At 69.9% G+C, this 17,744-nt stretch carries 18 protein-coding genes; 13 read left to right on the top strand and 5 right to left on the bottom strand.

The features are described from left to right. Positions 1–25: 25 nt before the first annotated feature. Positions 26–1,180: an NADH-quinone oxidoreductase subunit D gene (locus ABGB12_RS19825; protein WP_347679983.1), complete on the bottom strand. Its 1,155-nt coding sequence runs from the start codon at positions 1,178–1,180 to the stop codon at positions 26–28. Positions 1,181–1,291: 111 nt separating this feature from the next. Between ABGB12_RS19825 and ABGB12_RS19830 the strand changes: the two genes are divergently transcribed. Together ABGB12_RS19830 and ABGB12_RS19835 are read left to right on the top strand one after the other, a co-directional pair. After that, entirely contained in the window at positions 1,292–1,831 is a 540-nt protein-coding gene (locus ABGB12_RS19830; protein ID WP_347679985.1) for a PH domain-containing protein, read from the top strand. Positions 1,832–1,893: 62 nt separating this feature from the next. Then, positions 1,894–3,177 carry a PH domain-containing protein gene (locus ABGB12_RS19835; RefSeq protein WP_347679987.1) on the top strand — a complete coding sequence of 428 codons (1,284 nt, stop codon included), beginning with the start codon at positions 1,894–1,896 and terminating at the stop codon, positions 3,175–3,177. Between the two features lie 63 nt (positions 3,178–3,240). Here the strand turns inward: ABGB12_RS19835 and ABGB12_RS19840 are convergent, their stop codons facing one another. Together ABGB12_RS19840 and ABGB12_RS19845 are read right to left on the bottom strand one after the other, a co-directional pair. Continuing rightward, a complete protein-coding gene (locus tag ABGB12_RS19840; protein ID WP_347679989.1) occupies positions 3,241–3,537 on the bottom strand; it encodes a hypothetical protein in 297 nt (98 codons plus the stop codon). Positions 3,538–3,817: 280 nt separating this feature from the next. Next, complete coding sequence (locus ABGB12_RS19845) at positions 3,818–4,117, bottom strand: hypothetical protein (protein WP_347679991.1); 300 nt, start codon at positions 4,115–4,117, stop codon at positions 3,818–3,820. Positions 4,118–4,353: 236 nt separating this feature from the next. On the opposite strand from ABGB12_RS19845, the gene ABGB12_RS19850 reads away from it, so the two are divergent. From ABGB12_RS19850 to lysX, 8 genes are all read left to right on the top strand, one after another. After that, complete coding sequence (locus tag ABGB12_RS19850; protein WP_347679993.1) at positions 4,354–5,373, top strand: SAM-dependent methyltransferase; 1,020 nt, start codon at positions 4,354–4,356, stop codon at positions 5,371–5,373. A gap of 196 nt (positions 5,374–5,569) precedes the next feature. After that, complete coding sequence (locus ABGB12_RS19855) at positions 5,570–6,454, top strand: DUF2520 domain-containing protein (protein WP_347679995.1); 885 nt, start codon at positions 5,570–5,572, stop codon at positions 6,452–6,454. A gap of 31 nt (positions 6,455–6,485) precedes the next feature. Next, positions 6,486–7,325, top strand: a complete 840-nt coding sequence (panC, locus tag ABGB12_RS19860) for a pantoate--beta-alanine ligase (protein ID WP_347679997.1) — start codon at positions 6,486–6,488, stop codon at positions 7,323–7,325. Then, a complete protein-coding gene (gene panD / locus ABGB12_RS19865) occupies positions 7,325–7,738 on the top strand; it encodes an aspartate 1-decarboxylase (RefSeq protein WP_347679999.1) in 414 nt (137 codons plus the stop codon). Before panC ends, panD begins: the two co-directional genes overlap by 1 nt. Before the next feature lie 65 nt (positions 7,739–7,803). After that, on the top strand, positions 7,804–9,501 hold the full coding sequence (locus ABGB12_RS19870; RefSeq protein WP_347680001.1) for an L-aspartate oxidase: 1,698 nt from the start codon (positions 7,804–7,806) through the stop codon (positions 9,499–9,501). A gap of 101 nt (positions 9,502–9,602) precedes the next feature. Further along, positions 9,603–10,484 (top strand): carboxylating nicotinate-nucleotide diphosphorylase, encoded by an 882-nt coding sequence (gene nadC / locus ABGB12_RS19875; protein WP_347680003.1) that lies wholly within the window; start codon positions 9,603–9,605, stop codon positions 10,482–10,484. Continuing rightward, positions 10,484–11,272 carry a type III pantothenate kinase gene (locus ABGB12_RS19880; protein ID WP_347680005.1) on the top strand — a complete coding sequence of 263 codons (789 nt, stop codon included), beginning with the start codon at positions 10,484–10,486 and terminating at the stop codon, positions 11,270–11,272. The genes nadC and ABGB12_RS19880 overlap by 1 nt, the downstream gene beginning before the upstream one ends. A gap of 26 nt (positions 11,273–11,298) precedes the next feature. After that, positions 11,299–12,810 carry a bifunctional lysylphosphatidylglycerol synthetase/lysine--tRNA ligase LysX gene (lysX, locus tag ABGB12_RS19885; RefSeq protein ID WP_347680007.1) on the top strand — a complete coding sequence of 504 codons (1,512 nt, stop codon included), beginning with the start codon at positions 11,299–11,301 and terminating at the stop codon, positions 12,808–12,810. 45 nt (positions 12,811–12,855) lie between these two features. On the opposite strand, the gene ABGB12_RS19890 is transcribed toward lysX, so the two are convergent. Continuing rightward, entirely contained in the window at positions 12,856–13,839 is a 984-nt protein-coding gene (locus ABGB12_RS19890) for a LacI family DNA-binding transcriptional regulator (protein ID WP_347680009.1), read from the bottom strand. Positions 13,840–14,211: 372 nt separating this feature from the next. Here ABGB12_RS19890 and ABGB12_RS19895 point away from each other — a divergent pair, with 372 nt between their 5' ends. Beyond that, positions 14,212–14,442 (top strand): LuxR C-terminal-related transcriptional regulator, encoded by a 231-nt coding sequence (locus ABGB12_RS19895; RefSeq protein WP_347680011.1) that lies wholly within the window; start codon positions 14,212–14,214, stop codon positions 14,440–14,442. A 120-nt stretch (positions 14,443–14,562) separates the two neighbouring features. Here ABGB12_RS19895 and ABGB12_RS19900 read toward each other — a convergent pair whose 3' ends face one another. Next, positions 14,563–15,501, bottom strand: coding sequence for an NlpC/P60 family protein (locus ABGB12_RS19900; RefSeq protein WP_347680013.1), 939 nt, complete (start codon positions 15,499–15,501; stop codon positions 14,563–14,565). A gap of 661 nt (positions 15,502–16,162) precedes the next feature. On the opposite strand from ABGB12_RS19900, the gene ABGB12_RS19905 reads away from it, so the two are divergent. Beyond that, positions 16,163–16,675: an amino-acid N-acetyltransferase gene (locus ABGB12_RS19905; protein ID WP_347680015.1), complete on the top strand. Its 513-nt coding sequence runs from the start codon at positions 16,163–16,165 to the stop codon at positions 16,673–16,675. A 7-nt stretch (positions 16,676–16,682) separates the two neighbouring features. Then, positions 16,683–17,456 carry an RDD family protein gene (locus tag ABGB12_RS19910; protein WP_347680017.1) on the top strand — a complete coding sequence of 258 codons (774 nt, stop codon included), beginning with the start codon at positions 16,683–16,685 and terminating at the stop codon, positions 17,454–17,456. Positions 17,457–17,744: the final 288 nt, after the last annotated feature.

Consider the following 17,744-nt stretch of genomic DNA (forward strand, 5'->3'; position numbering starts at 1 on the left):
TCCCCTCGCCCGGATCAGCCGCCGTTCACTTGTCGATGTCGCCGACGACGAAGAACATGGAGCCGAGGATGGCGACCATGTCGGCGACGAGCTGCCCTTTCAGCATCTCGGGGAGGACCTGGATGTTGTTGAAGCTGGCGCTGCGGAGCTTGAGGCGCCAGGGGGTCTTCTCGCCGCGGGAGACGAGGTAGTAGCCGTTGACGCCGAGGGGGTTCTCGGTCCAGGCGTAGGTGTGGCCCACCGGGATCTTGAGGATCTTGGGGAGGCGCTGGTTGATGGGGCCGGGCGGGAGGTCGGCGAGCCGGTCGAGGCAGGCGTCGGCGAGGTCGAGGGAGGCGAGGGCCTGGTCGTGGAGGCATTCGAAGCGGGCCAGGCAGTCGCCTTCGGCGCGGGTGACGACGGGGACGTCGAGCTCGCCGTAGGCCAGGTAGGGCTCGTCGCGGCGCAGGTCGAAGTCGACTCCTGAGGCGCGGGCGATGGGCCCGCTCACCCCGTACTGCAGGACCTGTTCGCGGGTGAGGACGCCGACGCCGCGGGTCCGGGCGCGGAAGATCTCGTTCCCCAGGATCAGGTCGGAGATGTCGGGCATCCGGGAGCGGACGAGGGCGACGGCCTGCCGGGTGCGCTCCAGCCACCCGAACGGCAGGTCCTCCTTGAGCCCGCCGACCCGGTTGAACATGTAGTGCATCCGGCCGCCGGAGACCTCCTCCAGCACCCGCTGCAGCTCCTCGCGTTCACGGAAGGCGTAGAACATCGGGGTGATCGCGCCGACTTCCAGCGGGTAGGAGCCGAGGAACATGAGATGGTTCAGCACCCGGTTGAGCTCGGCGAGCAGGGTGCGCGCCCAGACGGCGCGTGCCGGGACCTCCATGCCGAGCATGCGTTCGGCGGCCAGCACCACGCCCAGTTCGTTGGCGAACGCCGACAGCCAGTCGTGCCGGTTGGCCAGCACCACGATCTGCCGCAGGTCGCGCACCTCGAAGAGTTTCTCGGCGCCCCGGTGCATGTATCCGATGATCGGCTCGGCCGAGTCGATGAGTTCGCCGTCGAGGGTGAGGCGCAGCCTCAGGACTCCATGGGTGGAGGGGTGCTGCGGCCCGATGTTGAGGATCATGTCCTCGGTCGCGAGCTCCCTGGCCCCCGCGCCGATGCCGACGGTGCGTGTCTCCATAATCGACATGGTCGCAGACTCCTCCGGCGGGTACGCATTCGCGTCGCCCTCCCCGCCGATACGGACGGCGCCGAGGGCTTTGATGCCAAAAAGAGGGTGTTTCCTGTTGACTGGGACGCGATGAACGAGCAGCCGCAGATCCTGCCTCCGCAGCCCTACCGCCAGCGCACCCGGGAGGAGGCGTTCGCGCCGCCCGAGGGCGCGCGGTGGTGGCGGGTCTCCACCCGCTACAAGTGGCACCGCCGGACGATCGCGGTGGCCGTCGCGCTGCTCGCGGGTCCGCTCGGCGCGTTCGTGGTGGCCCGGACGGGCGGGACGCCGGGCGCGGTCGTCTGGGGCGTGGCGACGGCGCTGGCGCTGGTCCTGTCCTGGCTGGTGGCCGAGCAGTCCTACCAGGCCTGGGGATTCCTGGAGCGGGGCGACGACCTCGTCATCACCTCGGGGGTCTTCCAGCGCAGGATCGTCATCGTCCCCTACGCCCGCATGCAGTTCGTGGACGTGACGTCGGGTCCGTTGGAGCAGGCGTTCGGGTTGGCGACGGTACGGCTGCACACCGCGGCGGCGACGACGGACGCCGCGATCCCCGGGCTTCCGGTCACGGTCGCCGACCAGCTGCGGGACCGGCTGGCGGCACGGGGCGACGAGGGGGCGGGCCTGTGAACCCCCACCCGTATCCGCCGCAGCCGTACCGCCCGGCGCCACCTCCGCGGCCGACGGTGGAGGTGCACCGTCTGCACTGGGCCACCGCGCCGCTGCGGTCGCTGAACATCCTGGTCGTCTACTTCGTCCTGGTCGGAATGTGGCTGCTGCTGGACACCGGCGGGGACGACTGGTTCACGCTGCAGCCCGCCCGGGTCCTGCTCTTCATGCTGGTCACCTTCCCGGTGGCGCTGGTGGCGGGCGCGGTGGGGGTGTGGGTGTGGTGGTCGGTGCGGTTCTGGATCGACGGCGACGACCTGGTGGTCGACACCGGGGCGGTGCGCAGTCGGATCAGGCGCATCCCGCTGTCGCGGATGCAGGGCGTCGACGTGGTCAGCCCGCTGCTGGGCCGGCTGCTCGGGTTGGCGGAGGTGAGGCTGGAACTCGCCGGAGGCAACTCCGCCGAGATCACGTTGCGGTATCTGAGCGGGCGGCGGGCGCAGGTGCTGCGGGCCGAGCTGGTGGCGCTGGCGGCGGGGCTGCCCGGCCATACCCCGGAGGCGCCGGAGCGGCCGTTCTGCCGGGTGGGGTTCGGGGCGCTGTTCGTCTCGCTGGTGCTGCGGATCCCGGTGCTGCTGTCCTTCGTGCTGTTCGTCGCGCTGATCGTCTTCGGGATCGTCACCAAGGAGCTGGCGGTGCTGGGCGTGGCGATCCCGATCATGTTGGGCCTGAGCCGTGAGGTGATCGCGCCTCTGGTGATGTACACCCGGTTCCGCTCGTCGATCTCGCCGGACGGCATCCGGTTGCGGTTCGGCCTGCTGGAGAGCCGGCTGCAGACGGTGCCGCCGGGCCGGATCCAGGCGCTCCGGGTGGTGGAGCCGTGGATGTGGCGGCACTTCGGCTGGGCACGGGTGGAGATGACCGTGGCCGGGTACGGCGGTGAACGCCAGGCGCTCTCCTCCACGCTGCTGCCGGTGGGGCCGAGGGAGGCGGCTTTCGCACTGGTCTCCGAGGTCTTCCCGGGGATCTCGCTGGAGGGCGTCGCATTGACGCCCGCGAAGTCGCGGTGGAGGGGTCGGGACGCCGCGGGCGTCACCCGGGAGGCCTTCGTGTCCCGGCGGGGGAGGTTCTGCCGGACCTGGGACGTGGTGGACTTCGCCCGTGCGCAGTCCGTCCGGTTGACCTCTTCGCCGCTCCAGCGGTTGTTCGGGCTCGGCACCGTCCAGGTGGACGTGCCGCCGGGGCCGGTCCAGGTGGCGGCGGTGGACTGGGAGGCGGCGCGGGCCCGGGAGCTGGCGGACGAGACGGTGACGCGCGCCAGGTCGGCCAGGGTCAGGTCGGGTTCGCTGGAGCGCTGGGCGGGCTAGCGCCGGGGCATAAAAAAAGGGCCGGGGCCCCCGAAGGGGCCCCGGCTGGGAACTGCTGAGCGATCAGTGGCGGAACGGGCCCCGGTCCACCTCGATGGTGTCCTTGTTCTGGCTGTCCACGCAGGACGCGGTGGTCGGGCTGACGACCGGGATCAGCTCGATCGGGACCAGGTTGGTGCCGCAGACGTTCAGCGAGACCAGGTTGTTGAGCAGCCCGTTCCCGTCGACGCTGGTGGGGCTGATGACGTCCGGCCCACCGAAGTGCGGGTGCGGGTTGGCGAAGGCGGGGCTGGCAGCGCCGAGAACGCCGACCGCGGACAGAGCGAGCGCACCGGCCGCGGCGAACTTCTTGAGCGTCATTAGGGGATCCTCCCTGTACGTTGACGATGCCGGGGCACCTGCGCAGCAACCCCGGCCATACGTAGAGTAGTTATTCAGCTACTCGCCGGTAGTGCGACCCCTAGTGACGGAGAGTTACCCGACCTCTATCCAAGCGTGACCATTTCATGACTTTAAGTAGTCAACTTATCCGCTTGTGGTGGGGGACCGGGGGGTATGCCGGTACAGCCGGTTTGCTGATGCATGTGGGAGAAGGCCGGGACCCCCGAAGGGATCCCGGCCGGACGACCGTGGGACTGGATCAGTCCTCGACCTCGATGGAGCCGCGGTTCTGGCTGTCGTGGCAGATCGCCGTGGTCGGGCTGAGCACGGGGATCAGCTCGATCGGGAGCACGTTGGTGCCGCAGAGGTTCAGCGAGATCAGGTTGTTGCCGATGCCGTTGCCGTCGACACTGGTCGGGCTGATGACATCGGGGCCGCCGAAGTGCGGGCCACCGAAGTGCGGGTGCGGCTGCGGGTGCTGGCTGGCGAAAGCGGGGCCAGCGACACCCATAACGCCGAGAGCGAGCGCACCGGCCGCGGCGAACTTCTTGAGCGCCATTAGGGGATCCTCCCTGTACGTGGACGATGCCGGAGCACCTGCGCAGCGACCCCGGCCATACGTGGAGTAGTTATTCAGCTACTCGCCGGTAGTGCGACCTCTGGTGACAGGGGGTTACTTTACTTGTGCCCAAGCGTGACTGGTGCATGACTTTAAGTAGGAATTTCGTCCGCGCATGTGATTACTGAGAGTAATGTCGGTGCCGTCGGGTTGCTGGGGCATGCGACCCTGGTGGGGTGATCACCTGGCGCGCGGCGATGGAGCGGGCCCTGTACGGGTCCGAGGGGTTCTACCGGCGGGAACATCCTGAGGCGCACTTCCGCACGTCGGTGCACGCCTCGCCGTTGTACGCCCGAGCCTTGGCCCGTCTGCTGGAGGACGTTGACGCTCAGCTCGGCCGGCCCGGCCGGCTCGACGTGGTGGACATGGGTGCGGGCTCCGGATCGCTGCTCGCCGGCATCCGGGAGGCGGTCCCCGAAGAGACGGCGCGGCGGCTGCGCCTGGTGGCCGTCGAATTCGAGTCCAGGGCGGGGCTGGAGGACGTCGTCTGGTCCGCTGAACCCCCGGAGGGGATCGTCGGGCTCGTCGTCGCCAACGAGTGGCTCGACAACGTGCCGCTGGACATCGTGGAGTACACCCCCGAGGGGCCGCGGCTGATGCTGGTGGACGCCGAGGGCCATGAGCGGCCGGGGCCGGAGCCAGAGGAGGCGGATCTGGCGTGGCTGGCCCGCTGGTGGCCGGAGCAAAGGGGCAGGGCCGAGATCGGCCGCAGCCGGGACGAGGCCTGGGCCCGGCTCGTCGGACGGCTGGAGGCCGGGGCGGCCGTCGCCGTCGACTACTCCCACGACGTGGAGACCCGGCGGCCCACCCTCGCCGGTTACCGCCACGGAATGGCCGTCTGGCCGGTCCCCGACGGCTCCTGCGACGTCACCGCGCACGTCGCGCTGGACTCCTGCGCGGTGCCCGGTCTGGAGACCGTCCTCACCACCCAGCGGGAGGCCCTGCGCCTCCTGGGGGTCAACGGGCGGCGGCCGGCCAGGGAACTGGCGTTCAGCGACCCGCGCGCCTATCTCGCCGAGCTCTCACGGGCGGGAGAGGCCGCCGAGCTCACCGATCCGGGCGGTCTGGGCGGCTTCGGCTGGCTGATGCAGGCCAAGGGGCCGGTGAGCCTGGAGCGCTACCGGACGCAGGGTGCCGCCGTCCCCCCGGGAAGCGGGGAGACGGCGGTCTTCGGGACCCCTGAAGTCACTGAATGAACATCCGGCTTTAGGCACACCCCCTTGTGGATCGTTCAGGAACACCACCCTGTCCCGTGACACCCTCGAGGGGTAATGACCGCCGGGGTGACCATAAGGTGACCCACAGTCATGGAGGGCGTCAGGTGAGTCGCTCCGCGGCTTGGGTACCCTTGACTCGCACCGTCCGGTACCCCTTTCGAGGACTGGAACGTTCATGGATCTGCCTACCCAGCGGCCTGGCCGGCTGAAGGTCGGCGTCGTCGGCGCGGGCCGGGTCGGCGCCGTGCTGGCCGCCGCCCTCGCGCGCGCCGGCCACCGCGTCGTCGCGGCCTCCGCCGTCTCCTCTCGCCCCCGGGCGGAGGAGCTGCTGCCCGGCGTGCCCTTCCTGGCCCCCCAGGAGGTCGTGGCCGCCGCCGACCTCGTCCTGCTGACCGTCCCCGACGACGCGCTCGCGGGGCTCGCCGAGGGCATGGCCGCCGCGGGGGTCGAGGTCCAGGGCAAGCTCTTCGCCCACGCCAGCGGGCGCCACGGCACCGCCGTCCTGGCCCCGCTCACCCGGGCGGGCGGGCTGCCGCTCGCGCTGCACCCGGTGATGACCTTCACCGGCCGCACGGACGACCTGGAGCGGCTCACCGGCATCTCCTTCGGGGTGACCGCGCCCGGGCGGCTGCGCCCGGTGGCCGAGGCCCTGGTCGTGGAGATGGGCGCCGAGCCCGTCTGGATCGAGGAGGAGCGCCGCACGACGTACCACGCGGCGCTGGCCCTGGGCGCCAACCACCTGATCACCCTGGTCGTGGAGTCCTTCGGGCTGCTGAGCGCCGCCGGGGTCGCCGAGCCGGGCCGGATGCTCGGCCCGCTGCTGGGCGCGGCCCTGGACAACGCGCTGCGCCTGGGCGGCCAGGGGCTGACCGGCCCGGTGGCGCGGGGCGACGCGGGCACCGTCTCGGACCATCTGGACGCGCTGAAGGCGGCCGAGCCCGACGCGGTACCGGGCTATCTGGCGCTGGCCAGGCGCACCGCCGACCTCGCCCTGGACTCCGGGCTGCTCAAGCCCGAGGACGCCGAACGGCTGCTGGGCGTGCTGGCCGACGGCCGGTGAGCCGACGACCTCCCGATCAGGAAGGACCCCGATGATCGTTCATTCTCTCGCCGACCTGGCGGCGGCCCGCGGGCGGCTGCCGGGCACCGTCGCGTTCGTCCCGACGATGGGGGCGCTGCACGACGGGCACCGGGAGCTGATCAGATGGGCGCGCAAGAACGCCGACCATGTCGTGGTCAGCGTCTTCGTCAACCCTCTGCAGTTCGGCGAGCAGGCGGACCTCGACCGCTATCCCCGCACGCTGGAGGCCGACGCGGAGATCTGCGACGGCGAGGGCGTGGCGATCGTGTTCGCGCCGTCCGTCGCGGACGTCTACCCGCGGCCGCTGGAGGTCTCCGTCAGCACCGGGCGGATGGGCCGGATCGTGGAGGGCGAGGCCCGGCCGGGGCACTTCGACGGGATGGCCACGGTGGTGGCCAAGCTCTTCGGGATGGTCCGTCCCGACAAGGCGTTCTTCGGCCAGAAGGACGCACAGCAGCTCGCGGTGATCCGCCGGCTCGTCGAGGACCTCAACCTCGGCGTCGAGATCGTCGCGGTGCCGACCGTCCGGGAGCCGGACGGCCTGGCGCTCTCCAGCCGCAACCGCTTCCTGTCGGAGGCGGAGCGGCGCACCGCTCTGGCGCTCTCGCGGTCCCTGTTCGCTGGGCGCGACGCCGTGCCGGGCGGCGTGGAGGCGGTCCTCGCGGCCGCGCGGCCCGTCCTGGAGGAGGCGGCCTCGGCCGAGCCCCCGCTGCTGCTGGACTACCTCGTCCTCGCCGATCCGGCGACCTTCGACCCCGTCGAGCCCGGCCATCGCGGCCCGGCGGTCCTGGCCGTCGCGGCACGCGTCGGCGCCACCCGTCTGATCGACAACCTCCCCCTGGAGTTCTGATGTTCCGGACCATGTTCAAGTCCAAGATCCACCGGGCCACCGTCACCCAGGCGGACCTGCACTACGTGGGGTCGGTCACGATCGACGCCGACCTCCTGGAGGCCGCCGACCTGCTGCCCGGCGAGCAGGTCCACATCGTCGACATCACCAACGGGGCCCGGCTGGAGACCTATGTCATCGAGGGGCCGCGCGGTACCGGGGTGATCGGGATCAACGGCGCCGCCGCGCACCTGGTGCACCCGGGCGACCTGGTGATCATCATCAGCTACGCCGCGATGTCCGACGCCGAGGCGCGCTCGTTCCGCCCGTCGGTGGTGCACGTGGACGCCGACAACAAGATCGTCCTGCTCGGCGAGGACCCGGCCGAGCCGGTTCCGGGCACCGACACCCGCCGTCCGGATCTCGTGCACTGACCCCGGGGGAATAGCCCTTCCCGGATTAGTGTCATACTGACGAAAACCCCCCGGAGGAGGGCGTCATGATCGACGAGCTGGCCGCGGGCGCACCCGGCTGGACCACGCACACCGACGCGGTCGTGATCGGCTCCGGCATCGCCGGACTGGTGGCGGCCATGCGGGCGGCACGGCACGGACGGGTGCTGCTGGTCACCAAGGCGCTGCTGGACGCCGGGTCCACCCGGTGGGCCCAGGGCGGCATCGCCGCCGCGCTCGCCCCGGAGGACAGCCCCGAGGAGCACCTGGCCGACACCCTCACCGCCGGGGTGGGCCTGTGCGACGTCGAGGCCGTCCGCACCCTCGTCACCGAGGGGCCGGACGCGGTGCGCAGGCTCATCGAGACGGGCGCGCACTTCGACCTCGCCGCCGACGGCACGGTCTCGCTCACCCGCGAGGGCGGCCACCACCGGCGGCGCATCGCCCACGCGGGAGGCGACGCCACCGGCGCCGAGATCAGCCGGGCGCTGCTGGCCGCGCTCAAGCAGACCGAGGGCGTCGAGGTCATCGAGCACGCCCTGGTGCTCGACCTGCTCATGGAGGGCGGGCGCGTCGCCGGGGTCACCCTGCACGTCATGGGGGAGGGGCAGCGGGACGGCGTCGGCGCGGTGCGGGCCCGGTCCGTGGTGCTGGCCACCGGAGGGCTCGGCCAGGTCTTCTCCGCCACCACCAACCCGGTGGTCTCCACCGGTGACGGCGTGGCGCTGGCGCTGCGCGCCGGAGCCGAGGTGGCCGACCTGGAGTTCGTGCAGTTCCATCCGACGGTGATGTGGCTCGGCCCGGGTGCCACGGGGCAGCAGCCGCTGATCTCCGAGGCGGTCAGGGGCGAGGGCGCGCACCTGGTCGACGCCTCGGGCGAGCGGTTCATGGTCGGAAGGCATGAGCTGGCCGAGCTCGCGCCCCGCGACGTGGTCGCCAAGGGCATCATGAACCGCATGCGCGAGACGGGCGAGCAGCACATGCTGCTCGACGGCCGCCACCTGGGCGCCCGGTTCTGGGAGACGCGCTTTCCCACCATCCTGGCCAGCTGCAGGGAGCACGGCATCGATCCGGTGACCCAGCCGATCCCCGTCGTCCCGGCGGCCCACTACGCCAGCGGGGGCATCCGCACCGACCGGTACGGGCGCACGTCCATCCCCGGCCTGTACGCCTGCGGGGAGACCGCCTGCACGGGCGTCCACGGGGCGAACAGGCTCGCCTCCAACTCGCTTCTGGAGGGCCTGGTCTTCGCCGAGCGCATCGGCGAGGCCCTCGCGGAGGAGCAGGCGCTCCCCGTCATCGACGGCGGGGCCCCGGCACGGCCGCGGGAGAGAGGCCTGATCGACCCGTCCGTCCGCGGTGAGATCCAGCGGGTCATGAGCGCCCACTGCGGGGTCCTGCGTTCGGCGGAGGGGCTGGCCGAGGCCCGCCGCCTGCTGGAGGAGCTGGGCGGGCGCACCTCCGACGACCCGTGCGTTGAGGCGTGGGAGACCACCAACCTGCACACCGTGGCCACGGCCATCGTCGCGGCGGCCGAACGCCGCGAGGAGACCAGGGGCAGCCACTGGCGCGAGGACTTCCCGGAGCGCGACGACGCACGCTGGCTCGGTCGGCTGAGCGGCCGGCTGGGAGCCGGGACGTTCCGGCTGGAGTTCGCCCCCGAGGTTCCCGAGCCCGAAGCCCCCGGATCCCGGGTCCCCGGGCCCGGGGTTCCCGAAGAGTCCCGCCGGACCACCGCCGCCTAGAGCGGTCCGAGCGGTACCGCCGCCTGGTCGGCCGATCAGGCGCGCCCACCCCGGTCGGCACGGCCGACGGGCCGAGCAGCGAGCAAGTGAGTGAGGAAAAGATGACGCCCGAGCTGTCACAGCGGCTACAGGGCCAGGGGCTCGACCCGCTGGCGGTGGAGACCCTGGTCGGGGTGGCGCTGGCCGAGGACGGGGAGACCGACGTCACCAGCGAGCCCATCTTCGATCCGGCGCAGGTCTCCACGGCCGATTTCGCGGCGCGTTCCGAGGGCGTCGTGGCCGGGCTGCTGGTCGCCGAGGTCGTCTTCGACGTCCTGATGGGCGGCGAGGCCCGGCTGGAGCGGCACGTCCAGGACGGAGACCGCGTCGCCAAGGGCGACGTGCTGCTGACCGTCACGGCCCCGACGGTCCAGCTCCTGCGCGCCGAGCGCATCGCCCTCAACTTCATGACGCACCTGTCGGGGATCGCCTCCCAGACGGCGTTGTGGGTCAAGGCGATCGAAGGAACGGGTGCCCGTGTGCGCGACAGCCGAAAGACGCTTCCCGGCCTGCGTCAGCTGCAGAAGTGGGCGGTCCGCTGCGGCGGCGGGGTGAACCACCGCATGTCCCTTCAGGACGCCGCGCTCATCAAGGACAACCACGTCGCCGCGGCGGGAGGCGTCACGGCCGCCTACAAAGCCATCCGCACGCGTTACCCCGAGCTGCACATCCAGGTCGAAGTCGACACCCTGGAGCAGCTCGAAGAGGCATTGACGGCCGGAGCCACCGACATTCTGCTGGACAATATGTCGGACATGATGATGGCCGAGGCCGTCCGGCTCACCGCCGGCCGCGCCACGCTGGAAGCATCGGGAGGCCTGAGCTTGGACAGGGCCCGAGATGCCGCCGCCACAGGGGTGGACTACCTTGCGGTGGGTGGCCTCACGCATTCCGCGACGGCCCTCGACATCGGCCTTGACTTCCGTACCGCAGCGGGGACCTGATGCTTCTCACGATCGACGTCGGCAACACCCACACCGTCCTGGGCCTGTTCGAGGGCGACGAGGTCATCGAGCACTGGCGGATCAACACCGATCCGCGCCGGACGGCCGACGAGATCGCGGTCGTCCTGCAGGGGCTGGTGAACCAGAGCCCGCTGCTGGTGGAGACCGACATCAGCGGCATCGCCCTGTGCTCCACGGTGCCCTCGGTCCTGCACGAGATGCGGGAGATGTGCCGCCGCTACTACGGCGACGTCCCCGCGGTCATCGTGGAGCCCGGAGTGAAGACCGGGGTGCCGGTGCGCATGGACAACCCCAAGGAGGTCGGGTCCGACCGGATCGTGAACTCCCTGGCCGCCATCCACCTGTACGGAGGCCCGGCGATCGTCGTGGACTTCGGCACCGCGACGACCTTCGACTGCATCTCCGCCAAGGGCGAGTACGTGGGCGGGGCCATCGCCCCGGGCATCGAGCTGTCCATCGACGCGCTGTCCAAGCGCGGCGCCCAGCTCCACAAGATCGAGCTGGTGCGGCCACGGCACGTCATCGCCAAGAACACCGTCGAGGCCCTGCAGTCGGGCATCATCTTCGGTTTCGCCGGTCAGGTCGACGGCCTGGTCGACCGGATGGCCGAGGAGCTGTCGGACAACCCCGACGAGGTGAAGGTGGTGGCCACGGGCGGCCTGGCCCCGCTGGTGCTGGAGGAGGCGCGCAGCATCGACACCTTCGAGCCCTGGCTCACCCTGCACGGCCTGAGGCTCATCTACGAACGCAACATCGGCGGATCCTGAGGACGCGTTCGCACCGGTTTTCCCGGGTGGATAGCCTTGACGCCGTGAGCGAGCAGACCTACGACGACGCCCCGGAGCAGATGCGCGTCCGCCTGGACAAGGTGGCGCGGCTCCGGGAGAGCGGCATCGACCCCTATCCGGTGAACTTCCCGCGTACCCACACCATCGCCGAGGTCCGTGAGAAACACCCCGACCTCGAGGCGGGCACCGAGACCGGGGAGAAGGTCGCGATCGCCGGCCGGGTCATGCTCTCGCGCGTCGGCGGCAAGCTGTGCTTCGCGACCCTGAAGGACGGCACCGCCGAGATCCAGGTCATGATCTCCCTGGCCGGCGTGGGCGAGGAGGCCCTGGCATCCTGGAAGCGCGACGTCGACCTCGGCGACCACGTCGGCGTCGAGGGAGAGGTCATCTCCTCCCGGCGCGGCGAGCTGTCGATCATGGCCGACGGCTGGACGCTCACCTCCAAGTGCCTGCGTCCGCTGCCGGAGAAGCACGCCGGCCTCACCGACCCCGAGGCGCGGGTGCGGTACCGCTACGTCGACCTCATCGTCAACGACGAGGCGCGCAGGATGGCGCGGCTGCGCAGCGACACCGTGCGCGCCATCCGCGACTTCTGGCACGAGGAGGGCTACCTCGAGGTCGAGACGCCGATGCTGCAGCCGATCCACGGCGGCGCGAGCGCCCGGCCGTTCAAGACCCACATCAACGCCTACGACATGGAGCTCTACCTTCGCATCGCGATCGAGCTCTATCTCAAGCGGCTGGTGGTCGGCGGGATCGAGAAGGTCTTCGAGATCAACCGGAACTTCCGCAACGAGGGCGCGGACTCGACGCACAACCCCGAGTTCACGATGATCGAGGCCTACGGCACCTACCTCGACTACAACGACATGGCCGACCTCACCCAGCGCATGTACCAGAAGGCCGTGGTCGCCGCGCTGGGACACTCGGTGGTCGTGCACGACGGCGAGGAGTACGACCTCGGCCTGCCGGTGTGGCCGCGCATCACGCTCTACGGAGCGGTCTCCGAGGCGGTGGGCGAGGAGGTCACCCCGCACACCCCGATCGAGGCGGTGCGCAAGCTCGCGGACGCCCGCGAGGTGCACTGGGACCCCAAGTGGGGCCAGGGCAAGCTGGTGCAGGAACTGTTCGAGGAACTCGTCGAGCACACCCTGAAGCAGCCGACGTTCGTCATGGACTATCCGCTGGAGACGTCGCCTCTGACCCGCGAGCACCGCGACGAGCCGCTGCTGACGGAGAAGTGGGACCTCATCGGCTTCGGTACCGAGTTGGGCACCGCCTACTCGGAGCTGGTCGACCCGATCGAGCAGCGCCGCAGGCTCACCGAGCAGTCGCTGCTGGCCGCAGGGGGAGACCCGGAGGCGATGCAGCTGGACGAGGACTTCCTGCGCGCACTGGAGTACGCGATGCCGCCGACCGGCGGCATGGGTGCGGGCATCGACCGGATGATCATGGCCTTCACCGGCAGGAACATCCGCGAGACCATCCTCTTCCCACTGGTCAAGCCGGGCTCTTGAGTCGTTCTGGGGCGCGCGGCCGACTTACGGAGCCGGTCGCGCGCCTCAGGACGCCGACTCGCGGACGACGAGTTCGGGCGTCAGCGTGACGTGCCGGTTGTCGGCGCCCGCCAGCAGGAGTTCCGCGGCGGTGGCTCCCAGCTCGTGCCGGGGCTGGCGCACGGTCGTGAGCGGGATGACGCAGGTGGCGGCCGGGCCGATGTCGTCGTAGCCGATGACCGCGACGTCCTGCGGGATCTTCACCCCGTTGCGGACGAGCTCGTTGACGAGACCGATCGCCAGCAGGTCGTTGACGCAGAAGATGCCGGCGGGGAGCGTTCCAAACTCCAGAAGCCGCCTCGCCGCGCGCTGCCCCGCCTCTGAGGTCGGCTCCGGCTCGGCGATGGTGAGGGTCTGCTCCGGTCCGTAGCCGGCCTGGCTCAGCGCGCGCAGGGCGCCGCCGCGCCGCTGCCGGACCGGAGGGGGCTCGGGTTCGGTGGTGACGAACGCCACGTCGTGCCGGCCCAGTTCGATGAGATGGCGCATCGCGAGTCTGCCGCCCTGGACGTGGTCGACGCTCACCGAGCACGCGCCGGCCCCGGACATGCGGCGGTCGATCAGCGCGATCCGGATGTCCCGGGCGCGCAGCCGGGCGACGCGGTCGGCGTCCAGCGCGACGGGGGTGATGATGATGCCGGAGACGCCCTGCTGCTCCAGGAAGTCCAGCCGGCGTCGTTCCTTCTCCGGGCTGCCGTCGCTGGTGCACCAGATGAGGTCGTAGCCGCCGGTGTTCGAGGCGTCCTCGGCTCCTCGGGCGAGGTCGGTGAAGTACGGGTTGGCGATGTCCTCGACGATCACTCCGAGTGTTCGCCCCGAGCCCTGGCGCAGGGTCCGCGCCGCCTCGTTGCGTACGAAACCGAGCTCCTCGATGGCGGTGAGGACACGGACTCGGGTGGCTTCGGCCACGACATCTGGCCGGTTTAGGACATTCGAAACGGTCCCAACTGAAACTCCCGCGCGGCGCGCGACCTCACGAATACTCGCTCGCATCAGTCCACTCCCCCCGGGTCGGGATGTGTCGCCGCAGGTTAACGGCTTTTCGTGGGTAGGCGCCCCTCGGTGACGGCACGGGACGTGATTCAGGGGTCACTTTTTGCGCTCTCGGGGAGCTTGACGGTCCGGATCCGGCCGCCTAGCGTTCCGGGTCGTGGGGAGCTTGAAACGATTCACGGATCGGAGAGGGGAAGGCTGCAACCGATGACCCTTCTCTCGAGCCGAGGTTACTCAGCGTTCCCCGCGAATGGCACTCGAACGACGTATCGGCCGAGTCCGGCCACCGACGATCAGTAGTACTGGACCCATCGCCCAAAGCAGCGGAAGCTGCGCCCCCGCGGTCAGCATCAGCGACGAGGGAGGAATGGAGTGGAGCAGGGCACACTCGCGCGCCGGGCCTTCGACGAACCCCGGCTGAGCGAGGATGAACTGAAGTTGCTGTCTCAGATCGCCAGCGGTGTGACCGCTGACGTGGCGGCCCGGAAGCTCGAGCTCAGCGCGCGTACCCTACGCCGTCGGCTTCGGGCCATCTGCGACCGTCTCGATGTCAACACCCCCATCGAAGCCGTCGTCTGGGCGGCTCGCAGACAACTCATCTAAACGACCGCGGAGCGGGTGGGCCGGAGACCCCGGTGGAGCCCGATGAACGCCGCCGTCACGGGAGCACCCGGCTTCCCGTGACGGCGTTTCCTTTTCCCGTCCCTCCGCCGGGGAGAACGCTCAGGCGACCCGCACGCCTCCCGCGAAGGGCCGCCCGCCGATGGGCGATATCTTCACGACGTCGCCCGTCTGAGGGGCGTGCACCATCTGTCCGTCACCGATGTAGAGGCCGACGTGGTGCAGGTCGCTGTAGAAGAAGACGAGGTCTCCCGGCTGCAGTTCGGACTGGCTGACGTGAGCGCCGGCGTTCCACTGGCTGCCGGTGTAGTGCGGCAGGTTGATGCCGACCTTCGCGTAGGCCCACATGGTGAGCCCGGAGCAGTCGTAGCTGTCGGGTCCGTCGGCGCCCCAGACGTAGGGCTTGCCGAGCTGGGAGAGCGCCAGCCGCAGCGCCTCGGCCGCCTTGCCCGCGCCCGGCACCGGCGGGATGTCGACGATCTTCTTGGGGTTCTTCCGGACGATTTTGTCGCGGATCTCGGTGTAGTCGTCCTTGAGCTTCTTCTGCCGTTCGGTCAGCTGGGTGTTGAGTTTGCGGACCTGATCGGCCCGGTCGTCCGCCGCCTTCTTCGCGCGCTGCGCCGACTGCATCGCGGACAGCAGCTCGGAGACCTTGGTGCCGTTCTGGGAGGCGAAGTAGCTGAGCGTCGAGCTCTGGTCCAGGAAGTCCTGGGGGTTCTGGGAGGTCGCCAGGACGAGCGCCTGGTCGGTGCCGCCCAGCATGTAGCTGGTGGCGGCCAGCCCGCTCACGTCCCGCGCCACGTCGTCCAGCGCCTTCTGCTGCCGCGAGGCGTTGTCCGAGGCGACCTTGGCCGCGCGTTCGGCCTGCTTCAACTTGACCTTGAGTCCGTTGATCTGTTCGCTGACCTTTTCCAGTTCCTCGTGAATGGACTCGATCCGCTTCATCGGGTCGGGTTCGGCGTGCGCCGCGCCGGGAACGGACACGACGACGGCGGTGACACCGCAGATCAGGGCGAGCAGACGATGGTGGGCGCGCTTCACGGACTTCCTCTCCTCGGCCGCCTGCCGGGTCAGCTGTCGGGTGGGGCCGGAGCAGCCCCGCCGCGTCTCCGCGGCTGCACCCCGGGGCTTGCGCTGGTCCCAGGTTCTCCCGTGCCGAAGCGTTCGGGGGATTCGGCGGGCGCAGCAGATGCGAACTGCTGCTGACACTCAGCGCAGGAGACTAACGAAGTCTGCCGTCCGTGCCAACCACGGCAACTGATTTCGCAGCTCGTTCCCGGTCCGCGAAGCCGTCCGGTGCCACTGGGGTCTGTCTCGAAGTCCGGTCGTGGACGCGCTGGGGAAGGGATTTCAGCCGGGTTGTGTCGGATGCCTCCGATGGCCCCGGTGGTGTGCGCCGCACGCGGGGTGCGAACGAGGCTCCGGCGTGGCGGTGGGACGGCCCGGTGTCGGTGATCCGCCTGCCTCTGGCGGTCGACGAACGGTCCGCGGCGCGTGTGGAGTCGTTGTTCTGGGCGATGTTCTGTCTCAAGCGGGCGGTGCAGCGGGACGCCCGTTCCCGGACAGAGGTGTTCTGGGCGGGTGCCCGTCGCCGCGAGGCGGACGCGGCGGCCAGGCGGCGTGAGCGGCGCACCGCCCGCAGGCAGGCCCGGGCGCCGGACTGTTTCAGCGACTTTGAAACAGGCCTTAGTCTCGAGTTCCTATGGAGCTGACGATCCGGCGGGCGCGCACGCCCGATGTCCGTGACATCCGGTGCCTCGTCGACACGTACGGCGGTCCTGGACGGCGCCTTCTGGAGAAGAGCACGGTGAACCTCTACGAGGACGTCCAGGAGTTCTGGGTCGCCGACGCGCCGGAACTCGGAGGGATCATCGGATGCGGTGCCCTCCACGTGATGTGGGAGGACCTCGCGGAGGTCCGCACCGTCGCAATCGATCCGGAATGCCGGGGCATGGGCATCGGCCACCAGATCGTCGGCAGGCTTCTGTCCACTGCGCGAGAACTGGGTGTCCGGCGGGTTTTCTGCCTTACCTTCGAGGTGGAGTTCTTCGCGCGCCACGGTTTCCGAGAGATCCAGGGCACTCCGGTGTCGCATGCTGTCTATGAAGAGCTTCTGCGGTCCTATGACGACGGGGTCGCGGAGTTCCTCGACCTGGATCGGGTGAAGCCCAACACGCTGGGAAACACGCGGATGCTGCTCCGCTTGGAGGAATGACGACATCATGACCGAACCCCCCAACCCGTACGGTCCACGTTCCGGTGGCGGATATGGGCCGCCCCCGCCCGCACAAGGTCCTTACGGGGCTCCGCGCCCTCCGCAACAGCCCGGGTATGGCCCTCCCAGTCCGGGATATACCGGGCAGCCGGGATATGGGCCGCCGAACCCTTCATATCCCGAACGCGAGGAAGCGCCGCAACAGACTTATCGGGCGTCCGCGTCCAGTGGCCCGCATCCGGCGGAGAACCTTCCCCTGGCCGCATTCAAGCAACGCGCGCTGGCCCGTCTCATCGACGCCGGCCTGGTGTGGGTGGCCGGTTTCGCGCTGGTCTTCCCCATCGTTCTGGCCGCCATCGGCGTCGACAAGGAGGAGGACGGCGCGTGGTCCACTCCGGTCCTGTGGACGACATTCATCGTGGTGGCGGTGCTGCCGTTCCTCTACGAGGCCGTTCAACTCGCCTTCTGGGGCCGTACGCTCGGCAAGCGGCAGATCGGCCTGCGGGTCGTGCTGGCAGATCCCGCGGGGGATCCGCTGCCCCTGATGACGGCGCTATGGCGCGCGGCCATCAACAATCTCGGCTACATGCTGGGCATTTTCCTGTTCCTGCTGCTGGGCGTGAAGGTCTGGTCCTTCTTCCTCTTCTTCATGTTCGTCGCGGCGGTCGGGGTGCTCATGGCCTACGTGTGGTCGATCTGGGACCGCCCCCTCTTCCAGGCGATCCACGACCGTTACGCGGGAACCGTCGTGGTGGACGACCACGCGGAGTGGAACCCATAGCGAGAGCTTCATCACAGGACTTCAACTCAAGGCCCTCCGGGATCTTCTCCCGGGGGGCTTCGTCATGGAGATGGAGAGAGCGGGTAGAGTGTCCGCGGAGTCCAAGATCACGCAATTCTCACCTTATCTGCTCTTTATAGAGGATGTCTCCTGAGGTGACGCTGCTGTTGGGTTATCGGGGGGCATGGGCGCGGATTCAGCTCCTATGAAGATCGTCTTCTGGGTGAGGGGTGCTCTATGAAACTCCCCGAGATTGGTCCGCCGGAGCCGATTACCGTGTGTTACGCG

It is taken from the genome of Actinocorallia sp. B10E7 (genome assembly GCF_039871655.1).
GTDB lineage: Bacteria > Actinomycetota > Actinomycetes > Streptosporangiales > Streptosporangiaceae > Actinocorallia.

Bases quoted from the DNA above. Each gene is read 5' to 3' on its own strand.
- ABGB12_RS19825 (WP_347679983.1), bottom strand. From the start codon at position 1,180: ATGTCGATTATGGAGACACGCACCGTCGGCATCGGCGCGGGGGCCAGG.
- ABGB12_RS19830 (WP_347679985.1), top strand. From the start codon at position 1,292: ATGAACGAGCAGCCGCAGATCCTGCCTCCGCAGCCCTACCGCCAGCGC.
- ABGB12_RS19840 (WP_347679989.1), bottom strand. From the start codon at position 3,537: ATGACGCTCAAGAAGTTCGCCGCGGCCGGTGCGCTCGCTCTGTCCGCG.
- ABGB12_RS19845 (WP_347679991.1), bottom strand. From the start codon at position 4,117: ATGGCGCTCAAGAAGTTCGCCGCGGCCGGTGCGCTCGCTCTCGGCGTT.
- ABGB12_RS19855 (WP_347679995.1), top strand. From the start codon at position 5,570: ATGGATCTGCCTACCCAGCGGCCTGGCCGGCTGAAGGTCGGCGTCGTC.
- panC (WP_347679997.1), top strand. From the start codon at position 6,486: ATGATCGTTCATTCTCTCGCCGACCTGGCGGCGGCCCGCGGGCGGCTG.
- panD (WP_347679999.1), top strand. From the start codon at position 7,325: ATGTTCCGGACCATGTTCAAGTCCAAGATCCACCGGGCCACCGTCACC.
- ABGB12_RS19870 (WP_347680001.1), top strand. From the start codon at position 7,804: ATGATCGACGAGCTGGCCGCGGGCGCACCCGGCTGGACCACGCACACC.
- nadC (WP_347680003.1), top strand. From the start codon at position 9,603: ATGACGCCCGAGCTGTCACAGCGGCTACAGGGCCAGGGGCTCGACCCG.
- ABGB12_RS19880 (WP_347680005.1), top strand. From the start codon at position 10,484: ATGCTTCTCACGATCGACGTCGGCAACACCCACACCGTCCTGGGCCTG.
- ABGB12_RS19890 (WP_347680009.1), bottom strand. From the start codon at position 13,839: ATGCGAGCGAGTATTCGTGAGGTCGCGCGCCGCGCGGGAGTTTCAGTT.
- ABGB12_RS19905 (WP_347680015.1), top strand. From the start codon at position 16,163: ATGGAGCTGACGATCCGGCGGGCGCGCACGCCCGATGTCCGTGACATC.
- ABGB12_RS19910 (WP_347680017.1), top strand. From the start codon at position 16,683: ATGACCGAACCCCCCAACCCGTACGGTCCACGTTCCGGTGGCGGATAT.